Origin of the sequence: Zeaxanthinibacter enoshimensis, from assembly GCF_004362865.1 — a bacterium.
Lineage (GTDB): Bacteria > Bacteroidota > Bacteroidia > Flavobacteriales > Flavobacteriaceae > Zeaxanthinibacter > Zeaxanthinibacter enoshimensis.
On record NZ_SNYI01000001.1, the window covers coordinates 1,040,410 to 1,054,770 of the forward strand.

Below are 14,361 nucleotides of genomic sequence, written 5' to 3' on the forward strand. Positions count from 1 at the left end.
GACTATGAGGTACTTTCTTCTTCTCGTGTTACTTGTCCTGTTCCAGGGTGCAGCTGCGCAACAGGATGGGAACCAACCAAAAGTGAAGGTTGGATTGGTGCTTAGCGGGGGTGGTGCCAAGGGGATAGCACATATTGGTGCCCTTAAAGTGATCGAAGAGGCCGGGGTACACATTGATTATATCGGGGGGACAAGTATGGGGGCCATTGTCGGCGCCCTGTATGCCAGTGGTTACTCAGCCTCTGAACTGGATTCTCTTTTCCAGAACACTGATTTCACCAATCTTATCCAGGACAACCTGCCCCGCAGTGCAAAGACTTTTTACGAGAAGGATGATGCAGAACGGTATGCGCTTACCCTTCCTTTCACCAATTTCAGGATCAGCTTCCCCCCGGCCATCTCCAGTGGGCAGAGTATCTATAACGAGTTGGTCCGCCTGCTTTACCACGTAAAGGATGTCAGGGATTTTAATAAGTTACCCATTCCTTTTTTCTGTATAGCGACCGACGTGGAAACCGGGGAAGAGGTATTGCTGAATAAAGGCTACCTGCCCGAGGCGATCATGGCCAGTGGGACTTTCCCGTCCCTGTTTGAACCGGCGGAGATTGACGGGCAGATCCTGATCGATGGAGGGGTGCTCAATAATTATCCTATAGACGAGGTGAAGGCCCTGGGTGCCAATTTCGTGATCGGGGTAGACGTTCAGCACGGCTTAAGGAACAGGGAATCCCTGCTGTCAGCAACAGAAGTGCTGCTGCAGATCAACAATTACCGTACGGTAGGTGCCATGACCCGGAAATCGGCAGATACGGATATCTATATTAAACCCGATATCGATAATTTCTCCGTTATAGATTTTAACCTGAAAGAGACCATCGTGGAGCGGGGGGAGAAAGCGACCCGGGTACATATGGATGCCCTGCAGCAACTGGCGGCCCGGCAGGAAGAAGCACCCGTCCGGCCTACCCCGGTGCCGGCGGTGGATTCCCTTACCGTAAACCGGCTGATCATCACCGGGAACGACAATTATACAAGGGGTTACGTAAAGGGGAAACTCAGGTTCAGCCTGGGGGAGCCTACCACCTTTGAAAAGCTGCAACAGGGGATCAGCAACCTAGCGGCGACCAACAACTTCCAGACGATCAGGTATAAGCTGATCTCTAACGGCCTCGCCCAGGATCTGATCATCAGCCTGCGGGAAACTCCGAATAAGACCTTCCTGCGCATGTCTGCCCATTACGATGACCTGTATAAAAGCGCAGCCCTGATCAATATCACCAAGAAGAGGTTCCTTTTTAATGATGATGTGGCTTCATTTGACCTTATCCTGGGAGACAATGTGCGGTATAATATGCAGTATTATATAGACAAAGGTTTCTACTGGAGCTTTGGTATAAATTCGCGCTTCAACGAATTTTCGAGAGAGATCAATTCGGACCTGATCGCTTCTAATTTTGATTTCCCCGGGGAAGATGTGATCAATACCCTGACCATAGACGTCTCGGATTTTACCAACCAGGCATATGTACAGACCGTACTGCAGGAAGAGTTTGCTTTCAGCCTGGGGGTAGAGCACAAATTCCTGAAATATTCTACCCTCACCCTCAACCAGCCGGCGCAGGAATCCCTTCCGCCAACCTCGGCCAGGACAGTATTTGAGAAAAGTAATTATTTCAGCACCTACGGGAAACTGACCCTGGATACGTATAACGATTCCTACTTCCCGTCACGAGGCTTGTATTTTGACGGGGATTTTCACCTCTACCTGTTATCATCGGACTTCAACAATAATTTTAAGGAGTTTTCTATCGCGAAGGCGAGAATGGGCATGGCCTTTCCTATTGTCCCTAAACTCTCTGTCAACCTGGAAACGGAAGGGGGGTTCAAGCTGGGGACCTCCAGCGTGACCGCCCTGGATTTCGTACTTGGAGGTTATGGGGCCTCTTTTATCAATAATTTTGTGCCCTTCTTTGGTTACGACTACCTGAGCCTTCCCGGGAATAGTTATGTAAAAGCTTACGCGCGATTCGATTATGAATTTGCCCCGAAGAACCACCTGCTCCTTGCCACTAATATTGCCAATGTAGAGGATGACCTCTTCCGTACCGGAGAATGGTTTACTGCCCCGGATTACACCGGTTTTGCCGTGGGTTATGGCTGGCAATCCTTCATGGGCCCGGTACAGGCATACTATGCCTGGTCGCCCGAACTGGGCGACGGGCGCTTCCTCATCAGTGTAGGGTACTGGTTCTGATCTTTCAATGGCGCGCCCAACCGGGCCAGGGCCTTTACTACAAGGTTTGAGAAGCTGCCCCGGGACACTGCTGTTTCATAGATTTTTACGATATTTGCGGGACAAGGAACACCTTATGTTATCAATGCGAACGGATATTTCTGCCCACCTCCGGGCAATGTGGTAATACGGACCGCCTTTCTGGCAGTGATCCCGTAAAAGTTCTTTATATTATTCTAATTACAATTCAGTTAAAAATTATGGCAACACTAGATAAAACTTCCTTACAATTACCTAAAGAAAATCCAGAAGCAGAGGACTTTCTCCCGCTCTTGGGAACAGACCACGTAGAATTATACGTGGGGAATGCAAAACAAGCGGCACATTACTATATGTCTGCATGGGGATTCCAACCCCTGGCTTATTCCGGCCTTGAGACCGGTTCTAAAGACAGGGTTTCTTACGTCCTGCAACAGGATAAGATCCGTTTGATCCTGACCTCTCCTATCAGGCCGGGCGGGGAGATCAACAAACATATCGACTCCCATGGAGATGGAGTAAAATCCATTGCACTGTGGGTGGATGACGCTACCAAAAGCTACGAGGAAACCACCAAACGCGGTGCCAAGAGCTATATGGAGCCGAAAACGATTAAAGATGAGCATGGGGAGGTAACCCTTTCCGGTATCCATACCTATGGAGAAACGGTTCACATTTTCGTAGAGCGCTCTAAATACAATGGGGTCTTTATGCCGGGATACCGAAAATGGGATCCGCACTACAAACCATCAGATGTCGGTCTGAAATACATCGATCATATGGTGGGGAATGTTGGATGGAATGAAATGAACAAATGGTGCGAATTCTACGCCAAGGTGATGGGGTTTGCACAACTGGTATCCTTTGATGATAAAGATATCTCTACGGATTACACGGCCCTCATGAGTAAGGTGATGAGTAACGGGAATGGCCGTATTAAATTCCCGATCAACGAACCGGCAGAAGGAAAAAAGAAATCCCAGATAGAGGAATACATCGAATTCTACAACGGAGCCGGGGTACAGCATATGGCACTGGCTACCGATAATATTATCCAGACCGTGGCTTCCCTGCGCGATCGCGGGGTTGAGTTCCTGACGGTGCCTGCCACATATTACGAGGATGTACTGGACCGTGTCGGGGAGATCGATGAAAACCTTGAGCCACTCAGGGAACTGGGAATACTTATTGACCGGGATGACGAAGGTTATCTTTTACAGATATTCACTAAGCCTATCCTGGACAGGCCCACAATGTTCATTGAAATTATTCAGAGAAAAGGAGCCAAATCATTCGGGAAAGGAAACTTTAAGGCCCTGTTCGAGGCCATAGAGCGCGAGCAGGAATCAAGGGGCACATTGTAAGAGCCGTTTTCCTGATAAAATGTGAATTTTATAGCCGATACTATAAAGTATTGTTAACAGTGGAGTTAAAGTCCGTTAAAAGGTTTTTCGCTCCCTGATTACCGCCGTATTTTTGTGTCATGCAAGGGGTGGTTCCCTTGTTACTTTAAGTATTGGTTTTTCATAATTTAAAGTTTGGTTGGTTATTTAGGAAAAGCCCCGACACTCGTCGGGGCTTTTTTTGTACCCGGAAGTGGCTGAGGTATCTCAGGCGGAGGGCAATACTTTGGAACAAAATTTGTTTAAATAACCGAAAACGTATGCAAATGAGGCCCTATTTAGTACTTTTGAGGCAAATTATGGCGATGAAAAAGTTTGGTTGGCTCTTGCTGCTATTGCTCAGTTTTTCCGCAAACTCGCAATACCAGGAACCTTATGGTAAACCGGCACCGGAATCCGCCTTCAGAGTTGGGGAATGGTTAAAGTTCCGTATCCATTACGGTTTCCTCAACGCCAGTTATGCCACCCTCCATGTAAAAGAAGATAAAATCAAAGGCTCCCCGGTCTACCACGTGGTAGGGAAAGGGCGTACCACAGGATTTGCCAGTATATTTTTCAAGGTAGATGATACTTACGAGAGCTATTTTGATAAGAAAGACGGGAAGCCCTATAAGTTTGTCCGGAAGATAGACGAAGGGGGGTATACCAAGGACATCGAGATCAATTTTGATCACAAAGAAGACCAGGCCCTGCTGAATGATAAGAAGAATAACAAAAAGTTTAATTTTGAATTCCAGGAAAGCATCCATGACCTGATCTCTGCCTTCTACTACCTCAGGAATCACTATGATCCTGAAGACCTGGTGGTGGGTAAGTCTATAGAGCTGAATATGCTGTATGACGATGACGGAATTTTCAAGTTCCGTCTTAAATACCTCGGGAAAGAAGTGCTGAAGACGAAATATGGTAAGGTAGAATGTTTAAAATTCCGGCCTTATGTACAGGCAGGAAGGGTATTCAAGGAACAGGGAGATATTTCCCTGTGGGTATCCAATGACATGAACCGCATCCCGATCAGGATCAAGGCGGATATCGCTGTAGGTTCGATCAAAGCAGACCTGGATGGTTATAACGGTCTTAAACACCAGTTTAAGATCATAATGGACTAAACCGCTTTATGAAGGATAATGAACAGTTGCAATCACAACTAGAGAAACTGGAGGAAAAATTCAAGGACTCCGGCCAGGATATGAGTTCCTACCTGGACGGCCTCCTCTACCAGAGGTATCTCACTTACTGGGATTACATCCACCTGGATACCCTCCTGAGCCTGCAGGTGCCCAAAACGCATTTCCCTGATGAGGAGATCTTCATCATGTACCACCAGATTACCGAGTTGTATTTTAAGCTGATCCTGCACGAACAGAAGCAGATCGTTGATGACAAATCACAGGATGTGGAGTTCTTTACAGAGAAGGTGAACCGCATCAACAGTTATTATAAAGCCCTGATCTCTTCTTTCAGTATTATGATCCGGGGAATGGAGCGCGAGCAATTCCTGAAATACCGTATGGCCTTGTTACCGGCCAGTGGGTTCCAGTCTGCCCAGTTCAGGATGATAGAGATCTATGCTACCCCGTTACATAACCTGGTACATCCCGAAACACGTGATCAATACGGTCCGGATAACAGTATAGAAGAGCTGTACGAGCAAATGTACTGGAAGCGCGGAGCTACTGACCTGGCTACCGGTGAAAAGACGCTGACCCTAAAGCAATTCGAGTATCGTTATACCCCCAGGTTCATCCGGATCGCCAACGAAGTAAAGGGTTGCACAATCTATGAAAAATACCAGCAGTTACCTGCTGATAGCAAGGATAATAAAGCGCTTAAAGAAGCGTTAAGATTACTGGACGTCAATGCCAATGTCAACTGGAACCTGATGCACATGGGATCGGCCCACAGGTACCTTAACAAAGGGGATAAGCAGATCGAGGCAACTGGCGGAACCAACTGGAAGAAATACCTGCCTCCGAGCTTCCAGAAAATCGTTTTCTTCCCGGAGGTACACACCAATGAAGAGTTAAATAATTGGGGAAAACAATGGGTAGACCATATCTTTAACCCCGAGAAAATAAATTACTAGGAATGCGAAAAATCTGGGGCACCTTCCTCTTACTGCCAATTCTCCTGGCCTCCTGCAAGGATCAGAATGCAAATGATGCTACCGCCAGCGCGGACATAACTGTCAAAGAAGAAAAAGCCCCTGCCGTAGAGGAAAGGTTTGGTTTTAACCTTGCCGATTTCAAGGTTGTCCGGGATACTATCCGTCGCGGAGACAGCTTTGGAGAGTTGATGATGGCCAATAAGGTGGATTACCCCAAGATCTTCAAGATCTCTACAGAGTATAAAGATACAATCGATGTCAGGCGCATCCGTGTAGGAAGGCCATATCTCATCCTTAAGTCCAAAGACAGCCTTGACGCCGCCCAGGTGTTCATCTACCAGAATGACGTCATCAATTATACCGTGGTTGATTTCCGTGACAGCGTCCACGCTTACAAGGGCAAGCGGAAAGTGAAATACGTGCCGCGAGAAGCTTCGGGTATTATCACATCTTCCCTTTCAGAAACCATCATGGAACAGGGCATTGATTACAATGTCTCTAATAACCTGGCCGATATTTATGCCTGGACGATCGACTTCTTCCACTTGCAGCGAGGGGATAAGTTCAAGGTGATCTACAAGGAAAAATATATTAACGATACTATTTACGCAGGTGCTACCCCTATAGAAGCAGCTTATTTTGAACATAACGGGGAGCCGATCTACGCTTTTGCCTACGAATCTGATTCGCTGAAGAACGTGATCGACTACTATGATGAAAAAGCTAATAACCTGAGGCGGACATTCCTGAGGGCCCCTGTGAAATTCAGCAGGATCTCCTCTAAGTACAACCTGAAACGAAGGATAGCCTATTACGGGTATAAAGTACGTCCGCACAAAGGAACCGATTTTGCGGCTGCTATAGGGACGCCTATCATGGCGACGGCAGATGGGATCGTAACCGAATCTACCCGGAGGGGTGGTAACGGGAAATACGTGAAAATCCGCCACAATGGAACTTACAGTACACAGTACCTTCATATGAAGGCACAAAAAGTAAAAAAGGGCGATTTTGTCCGGCAGGGAGATGTGATCGGTTGGATAGGAATGACCGGGAATACAGGGGGGCCACACGTTTGCTACCGCTTCTGGAAGAATGGCCGGCAGGTAGATCCCCTGCGTGAAAAATTACCGGCAGCAGAACCACTACCGGAACCGTTGAGACCTGAATACTTTGAATTCATCAACCCGAAGAAGATGCAGTTAGACTGTATTGAATATGACCAATTCCCGACGGAGGATATGATAACAATGAAATGAGAACATGCCATTAGAGAACACAAACCCTGAGACCACCAATGCCTGGAAAGGTCTGGAAAAGCATTACCAGGAAACAAAATCCCTGGAACTGAAGAACTTATTTAAAGATGATCCCAAGAGGGCTGAGAAATTCAGTATTCGTTGGGGTTCTTTTTTTGTGGATATGTCCAAGCACCGCATTACCGCGGACACCCGCAAGCTGTTATTGCAGCTCGCGGATGAATGCAGCTTAAAAGCTGCTATCAAAAAATATTTTGAAGGGGACCAGATCAACCAGACCGAGGGACGCGCCGTTTTACACACCGCGCTGAGGGCCGGTAAATCAGAGCAGGTGATGGTTGATGGTGAGAACGTAATTCCCGAGGTTTACCAGGTTCGGGAACAGATGAAAGCATTTTCAGAAGCTGTTATCTCCGGGGATAAAAAAGGATATACCGGGAAATCATTTACCGATATCGTCAATATCGGGATAGGGGGTTCAGACCTCGGTCCGGCTATGGTAACCGAAGCCTTGCAATTCTACAGCAACCACCTGAAAGCGCATTTTGTGAGTAACGTGGACGGGGATCATATTCACGAGACACTTAAGTTACTCAACCCGGAGACTACCCTATTTGTAATCGTCTCTAAAACATTTACCACGCAGGAAACGCTGAGTAATGCAACCACAGCGAAGAAATGGTTCCTGAAACATGCCAGCCAGGAAGATGTGGCCAGACATTTTGCCGCGGTTTCTACGAATACCGAGAAAATAGAAGAGTTCGGGATTGCTGCCGAACATGTATTCCCGATGTGGGACTGGGTTGGCGGCCGCTTTTCCTTGTGGAGTGCTGTCGGACTTTCTGTGGCCCTGGCCATAGGGTTTAAGAATTTTGAGAACCTGTTAGAGGGAGCCCGCGAAATGGACGAGCATTTCAGAACAGCGCCCTTCGAGGAAAATATCCCCGTGATGCTTGCAATGATCAGCATCTGGTACAATAATTTCTACGGGGCGGAAACTGAGGCTATCATCCCTTACAGCCAGTACCTGCACCGGTTGTCGGCGTACCTGCAGCAAGGTATCATGGAAAGTAATGGTAAAAGCGTGGATCGCAACGGGAACAGGGTGAACTACGAGACAGGCACCATTATCTGGGGAGAACCGGGAACTAATTCCCAGCATGCATTCTTCCAGCTGATCCACCAGGGAACCAAGCTGATCCCGGCAGATTTTATCGGCTTTAAAAAATCCCTGCACGGGGACCAGGATCACCACCTGAAACTTATGGCTAATTTCTTTGCCCAGACCGAAGCCCTTATGAATGGGAAAACAGCCGAGGAAGTTACTTCGGAACTTCAAAAGCAGGGGATGTCGCCTGATGCCCTTTCGGCCTTGCGTCCTTTTAAGGTGTTCGAAGGAAATAAACCTACCACCACCATCCTGATCGATAAATTGTCCCCGAGAAGCCTGGGATCCCTTATCGCTATGTATGAACATAAGATCTTTGTGCAGGGAGTGATCTGGAATATCTTCAGTTTTGATCAATGGGGGGTAGAGCTCGGGAAACAACTGGCTACAACTATTCTCAGTGAATTGAAGGGGGAAAAATCTGGAAATCACGATGGTTCTACAAGCCAGCTCTTAGAGCATTTTAAGAGATAATTAACAAATTTTCTATATCTTCGGCCCCGGAAAGAAACTCCGTGGGGGTGGTATTATGTACTGTATCGGTGTAGTTTTTAACAACCCGATTTAACATTATCTTAATATTCGACTCCTTAAAAAGGGGGATTTTTGCACCGCATATTCAAAAACAAAAAACAATGCACATGAAACAATTGTACTTTGCAATCGCTGCTTTTCTATGTATGGCAGTTGGTTTTGCACAAGGGGTTACAACTTCCTCTATCGGGGGTAAGGTAACAGACCAGACAGGGGAGCCTTTACTGGGCGCAACAGTCGTTGCTGTTCACCAGCCTTCTGGAACAACTTACGGTGCCGCCACCGATTTTGACGGCTTTTACCGGATCTCGAATATGAGAACCGGCGGACCCTACACCATTACTATTTCTTACGTAGGATTTAACGAGAAGGTTAGTAATGACGTTTTCCTTAGCCTTGGTCAGACTGCACGTATCAGCGCGGAGCTTTCCGAGTCTGCAACTGCTCTGGATGAAGTTGTACTGACAGGAGTTTCTAACTCTGTTTTCAGTTCTAACAAGACCGGTTCTGAGACGAACATCTCGCAGCGCGAGATCGCTACTATTCCTGCAGCCTCCCGTTCTATCGCGGATTTCGTAAGGCTGACGCCACAGGCCCAGGTAACTGAGGGGAACGATGGTTTCTCTATCTCTCTTGCAGGTCAGAACAACCGTTACAACGCTATCTATATTGATGGTGCTGTAAATAACGATGTTTTTGGACTTGCGGGCTCAGGAACAAACGGAGGTCAGACAGGAGTTAACCCTTTCTCCGTTGATGCCATCGAAACTTTCCAGGTTAACATCGCTCCTTTTGATGTTCGCCAGTCAGGATTCTCAGGGGGATCGATCAACGCGATCACCAGGTCAGGATCTAACGAATTTGAAGGATCTGCTTACTCTTTCTTCAGGAACGAGAGCCTGGTAGGTAAAACTCCACCTTCATTAGTAGGAGACGGGGAAGAGCGTAGCAAAGTTGCAGATTTCAAAGCATTGACCTACGGGGTTCGTTTAGGCGGGCCAATCATCGAAGATAAATTATTCTTCTTCGTAAACTACGAGCGCCAGGATGATGAAACTCCACAGCCGTTCAATTTCAGCAACTATGCAGGACGTGCAAGCCGTGCAGAGATCGATAACCTGGCTAACTTTTTAAGAACAACTTACGGGTACGACCCAGGGATCTTTGATGCTAATACCAGGACTCTTGTCAGTGATAAGCTTACTGCTAAGATCGACTGGAACATCAACCAGGACCATAAATTATCTTTCCGTCACGGGTACGTGAAAGGAGATAACCTTGAGGCTCGTAGTTCCGGAAACAGGAACATTGGATTTATTAACGGTTCCGAGTCCTTTGTGACTACAACCAACTCTTCAGCTCTGGAGATCAGCTCCAGGTTTGGGAACAAATTCGCTAACAACTTCGTAGCCAGTTATACCCGTGTAAGGGATGACCGTGACCCTCTTGGTCAGCCTTTCCCGACGGTTGATATCCAGGATGGCGGAGGAACTATTTCTTTCGGATCAGAGCCATTCTCTACAGCTAACCTGTTAAACCAGGATGTCTACACATTCACCAATAACTTTGATATCTATGCCGGTAGGCATACCATCACCCTGGGTGCGAACATGGAATATGCAAAAATGCTGAACCTGTTCTTCGCATTCAACTACGGGGATTACACTTTCGAAGACCAGTTTGACGGTGACGGGAACCTGCTTTCATCAGGGATCAACCAGTTCATCACAGGACAGAACGCCGATGTTTACCAGCACGGTTACTCGCTTATAGGTAACGGTGTTACTGGTGACGAATCTGCCGGGTCATCACAATTTGACACTTTCCAGGCCGGTTTCTACATCCAGGATGAGATCCAGGTAACGGATAACTTCAAAGCGACACTGGGTGCTCGTATCGATATTCCTTACTGGTCAGACGGACCTGTTAATGAAGATTTCAACAACAGGACTGTTGGTATCCTTGAATCATTCGGGAAAGACCTTCAGGGAGCTCGTGTAGGACAGGGTATTGATCCTAATGTACACTTTGCACCAAGGTTAGGTTTCAACTGGAACCTGAGAGGAGACCTTACTACCCAGATCCGTGGTGGAATCGGGGTGTTCACTTCCCGTCTGCCTTTGGTATGGCCTGGAGGTACTTATAACAACAACGGTAGTATCGGTGGTTTCATGTTCGAATTCAACCAGCCATTTGAGCCTAACGTAAACCAGCAGTTCGAAGATCCGGCTCCGGGAAGCGGAGGATTTGGTGGAAACATCGACCTGATCGCGAAGGACTTCAAATTGCCACAGGTTGCTAAATTCAATATCGCTATCGACCAGCAGCTTCCTATCTGGAACCTGATCGCTTCTGCTGACTTCCTGTACACCGATGTGATCCAGGATATCTATTACCAGAACCTGAACCTGAAAGGGCCTGCAGGATTCTACGAAGGAGCAGATAACCGTCCTTTCTACGATCGCAGGGATGAGATCGATGATACCTACCAGGGAATTTACCTGGCCTCTAACACAGGAGGAGGAAACTCTACTAACGTATCTTTCACTTTGAGAAAGCCATTCGAGAACGGGTTCTCAGGACAGGCATCTTATACCTTCGGGGAATCTAATAAGATCTTTGACGGAACTTCTTCTCAGAACAGTTCTCAGTGGAGAAACCAGATCAGTGTAAACGGTAAGAACTCTAACCTTCCTGTTACACGATCAGACTTTGCTCTTGGAAACAGGATCACTGCTAACGTTAATTACGAGTTGACCTGGAATGAGAACGTAAGTACTACCATCGGACTTTTCTACGAAGGAGTACAGAGCGGACCTTACAGCTTCACTTACCGTGAAGGACGTGACTTACTGAACGATGATTCCAGGGATAACGCCCTGATATACATCCCGGCTAGTGCCGATGAGATCACCTTCTCTGGAACTGCTGTTGAGCAGGCTGCCCAGTACGAAAGACTGGAGACATTCATCAACAGTGTTGAATACCTGCGTGAGAACAAAGGTGGATATGCTGAAAGGAATGCTTCTCGCGGACCATGGAGCCACGTAGTTGACCTTAAGGTGCTGCAGGATTTCACTGTAAACTGGGGGAATAAGGAGCTCACGCTTCAGTTCTCTGCTGATATCTTCAACTTCACCAACCTTTTGAATAAGGACTGGGGTAAGCGTAAGTTCATCAGGAGCGAAGTATCTCCTTTGACCACTGTTTCTACAGGTAGCACTCCAACATTTGCTATCAACGACGGCGTTGTAAATGCTGATGGTTCTCCGAACATGGAGGAACTGGACGACTTCGGTCTTCAGTCTTCAAGATGGCAGGCCCAGCTGGGTATCCGTTATATCTTTAACTAAGAGACCCATACCATACAGAGAACCCCGGCAAGTGCCGGGGTTTTTTTATGCTCAAAAATCCTTACATTTAATTTCTCTAAACAACGAACATGGAAATTATTCAGACCGTACATTCTTACCTGGCCTACGTGGTCCTTCTTGTCTTATTTTTGGCTGTTGCCAATGCCATTACCGGCCTCGTGTCAAACCGTATGTTTACCCTGGAAAAAGATTACAGGGTGAGCCTGTTTGCATTGATATTGTCACATATCCAGCTACTCGTAGGCTTATTGCTCTACTTTCTTTCACCCAATGGGCTTAGTGCCATCCAGAGCCTTGGGATGGGAGGCCTGAATTCCGCTGCACGATTACTTGCGGTAGAACATCCTTTCATCAATATCCTGGCCATTGTGCTGATAACTATTGGCTGGTCCCGGCACAAGAAATTCCTCGATGGAAAAAAGAAGTTCAGGAGTATCGCGATCTTCTACGGACTGGGCCTGGTGCTCATCCTGAGCCGCATTCCCTGGACGCAGTGGTTCAATTAGGACCGGCACCAATAATTGACTTTATTAAAAAACCAGTTTAAATAATCAACCACAATGAAATATACCCTCTTACTTCTCGCCTTTACCTGGGCGTCAATTTTACCTGCACAGCAAGAACTTTTTAATGGCCGCAACCTGGAAGGCTGGACGATCTACGGCACCGAGAAATGGTACGTGGAGGACGGGATGCTGATCTCTGAAAGCGGCCCGGATGAAGGCTATGGTTACCTGGCTACCGATAAGCACTACCAGGATTTTGAACTTACGCTCGAGTTCCTGCAGGAGGCAAATGGGAATAGTGGGGTCTTTATCCGCTCAACAGTTGACGGCACCAAGGTCAGTGGCTGGCAGGTAGAGGTTGCCCCGAAAGGATTACACACCGGGGGCGTGTATGAATCCTATGGCCGGGGCTGGCTGATAAAACCGGATGCCGCCAAAGAGGAAGTGCTGAAGGAAGGAGAATGGAATACCCTGAAGATCCGGGTCATGGGCGACCAGCTCACCTCCTGGCTGAATGGTACCGAGATGGTCTCTATTACCGATGAGAAGATCGGGCAGGGGAAAGGGAGTATCGCTCTCCAGATCCATGATGGGGGTGGAATTAAAGTAAAATGGCGTAATATCAGGGTTGTCGTTCCCGAATAGTTCTACTCTGTTTTTACCAGCAACAGGTATACCGGGAAATGATCACTGTATCCGCCCGTATACCGGCCCCCGGCGTAAGTCCTGAACGGGTATCCCCGGTAGGGTCCGTGCCTGGTTCTCAGTTCTTCAGTGGAATATATTCCCGCAGTAAGGAATTGCCATTTCCCAGGGTCTCGTTCCAGGTACTCCGTTCCGAGGTAAAACTGGTCAAAGAGACTCCATCGGTTCCGGTATGCGAGAGTTCCGCCGCCTTGCCGGTACAGATCCAGCATTGGGTTAAAGAGTGAATTCCTGCTCTTGGCTTCCCGTCTTGCTTTCGCTCTTAAAACTTTATACAGGCTGTCATCATCGGGGTTGTCATTAAAATCGCCCATCCCTATAATTCCAGATCCCGGGTGTAGTCTTTTAAGGGAATCGATCATGCGAACATTAAGTCGCGCCGCTTTCACCCGGTTCTCATTACTGCGGGCTTTCCCGCCACTGCGGGACGGCCAGTGATTAACCAGGAAATGTACCGCCTCCCCCTTTAACCATCCGCCTACGATCAGCAGGTCCCTTGTGTAGTCGCGCTCACCCTCGAGGTCATGCAGGAGCAGTCGCCTGCTTTTAAAACTGCTCGGGAAAAAGCTATCCTTGTTGTATAAAAGCGCAACGTCTATCCCGCGTTCGTCGGGGCTGTCGTTATGAATTATACCGTATTGCAACTCTTTCAATAAGGGATGGGAGACGAGGTCGTTCAGCACCTTGTAATTTTCTACCTCGCAAAGCCCGATGATATCCGGGCCCTTTTTATTCAATATCCCTCCTATCCCGGAAATTACCGTCGCAATTCGTTCTATTTTCAGTTGGTAACGCTGCATTGTCCACCTGTCCCTGCCGCCCGGGGTCCTGTCCATGTCCAGGATGCTGCTGTCCCTCGCGATGTCGAAAAGGTTTTCGACGTTGTAGAATGCAACAAGTACTTGCTCTCCCTTCACTGCCGTTCTGGTATTAACGGTTTGGGCAATAAGATACAGGGAGTTGAAAGATGAGAACAGTATCCAAAGGCATAGTCGATATATCATGCTTCAATTTATTTCCTGCCACTGCAAGT

The 14,361-nt window shown here is 47.6% G+C and carries 10 protein-coding genes; 9 read left to right on the forward strand and 1 reads right to left on the reverse strand.

The window, feature by feature from the left end; translation table 11 throughout:
- Positions 1-4: 4 nt before the first annotated feature.
- The 9 genes from CLV82_RS04570 (at position 5) to CLV82_RS04610 (ending at position 13,268) form a co-directional block, all read left to right on the forward strand.
- Positions 5-2,254 carry a patatin-like phospholipase family protein gene (locus CLV82_RS04570; protein WP_133643102.1) on the forward strand — a complete coding sequence of 750 codons (2,250 nt, stop codon included), beginning with the start codon at positions 5-7 and terminating at the stop codon, positions 2,252-2,254.
- A 239-nt stretch (positions 2,255-2,493) separates the two neighbouring features.
- Positions 2,494-3,636 (forward strand): 4-hydroxyphenylpyruvate dioxygenase, encoded by a 1,143-nt coding sequence (gene hppD / locus CLV82_RS04575; protein ID WP_133643103.1) that lies wholly within the window; start codon positions 2,494-2,496, stop codon positions 3,634-3,636.
- 344 nt (positions 3,637-3,980) lie between these two features.
- Positions 3,981-4,784 (forward strand): DUF3108 domain-containing protein, encoded by an 804-nt coding sequence (locus CLV82_RS04580; protein WP_133643104.1) that lies wholly within the window; start codon positions 3,981-3,983, stop codon positions 4,782-4,784.
- An 8-nt stretch (positions 4,785-4,792) separates the two neighbouring features.
- Complete coding sequence (locus CLV82_RS04585; protein ID WP_133643105.1) at positions 4,793-5,761, forward strand: tryptophan 2,3-dioxygenase family protein; 969 nt, start codon at positions 4,793-4,795, stop codon at positions 5,759-5,761.
- A 2-nt stretch (positions 5,762-5,763) separates the two neighbouring features.
- Positions 5,764-7,041 (forward strand): peptidoglycan DD-metalloendopeptidase family protein, encoded by a 1,278-nt coding sequence (locus CLV82_RS04590; RefSeq protein WP_133643106.1) that lies wholly within the window; start codon positions 5,764-5,766, stop codon positions 7,039-7,041.
- Positions 7,042-7,045: 4 nt separating this feature from the next.
- Positions 7,046-8,683, forward strand: coding sequence for a glucose-6-phosphate isomerase (pgi, locus tag CLV82_RS04595; protein ID WP_133643107.1), 1,638 nt, complete (start codon positions 7,046-7,048; stop codon positions 8,681-8,683).
- Between the two features lie 167 nt (positions 8,684-8,850).
- Complete coding sequence (locus tag CLV82_RS04600) at positions 8,851-12,096, forward strand: TonB-dependent receptor (protein WP_133643108.1); 3,246 nt, start codon at positions 8,851-8,853, stop codon at positions 12,094-12,096.
- 89 nt (positions 12,097-12,185) lie between these two features.
- Entirely contained in the window at positions 12,186-12,623 is a 438-nt protein-coding gene (locus CLV82_RS04605) for a hypothetical protein (RefSeq protein WP_133643109.1), read from the forward strand.
- 54 nt (positions 12,624-12,677) lie between these two features.
- Complete coding sequence (locus CLV82_RS04610) at positions 12,678-13,268, forward strand: 3-keto-disaccharide hydrolase (RefSeq protein ID WP_133643110.1); 591 nt, start codon at positions 12,678-12,680, stop codon at positions 13,266-13,268.
- Positions 13,269-13,270: 2 nt separating this feature from the next.
- Here CLV82_RS04610 and CLV82_RS04615 read toward each other — a convergent pair whose 3' ends face one another.
- Complete coding sequence (locus tag CLV82_RS04615) at positions 13,271-14,332, reverse strand: endonuclease/exonuclease/phosphatase family protein (protein WP_133643111.1); 1,062 nt, start codon at positions 14,330-14,332, stop codon at positions 13,271-13,273.
- Positions 14,333-14,361: the final 29 nt, after the last annotated feature.

Bases quoted from the DNA above. Each gene is read 5' to 3' on its own strand.
- CLV82_RS04605 (WP_133643109.1), top strand. From the start codon at position 12,186: ATGGAAATTATTCAGACCGTACATTCTTACCTGGCCTACGTGGTCCTT.
- CLV82_RS04570 (WP_133643102.1), top strand. From the start codon at position 5: ATGAGGTACTTTCTTCTTCTCGTGTTACTTGTCCTGTTCCAGGGTGCA.
- CLV82_RS04610 (WP_133643110.1), top strand. From the start codon at position 12,678: ATGAAATATACCCTCTTACTTCTCGCCTTTACCTGGGCGTCAATTTTA.
- CLV82_RS04580 (WP_133643104.1), top strand. From the start codon at position 3,981: ATGAAAAAGTTTGGTTGGCTCTTGCTGCTATTGCTCAGTTTTTCCGCA.
- hppD (WP_133643103.1), top strand. From the start codon at position 2,494: ATGGCAACACTAGATAAAACTTCCTTACAATTACCTAAAGAAAATCCA.
- CLV82_RS04590 (WP_133643106.1), top strand. From the start codon at position 5,764: ATGCGAAAAATCTGGGGCACCTTCCTCTTACTGCCAATTCTCCTGGCC.
- pgi (WP_133643107.1), top strand. From the start codon at position 7,046: ATGCCATTAGAGAACACAAACCCTGAGACCACCAATGCCTGGAAAGGT.
- CLV82_RS04585 (WP_133643105.1), top strand. From the start codon at position 4,793: ATGAAGGATAATGAACAGTTGCAATCACAACTAGAGAAACTGGAGGAA.
- CLV82_RS04600 (WP_133643108.1), top strand. From the start codon at position 8,851: ATGAAACAATTGTACTTTGCAATCGCTGCTTTTCTATGTATGGCAGTT.
- CLV82_RS04615 (WP_133643111.1), bottom strand. From the start codon at position 14,332: ATGATATATCGACTATGCCTTTGGATACTGTTCTCATCTTTCAACTCC.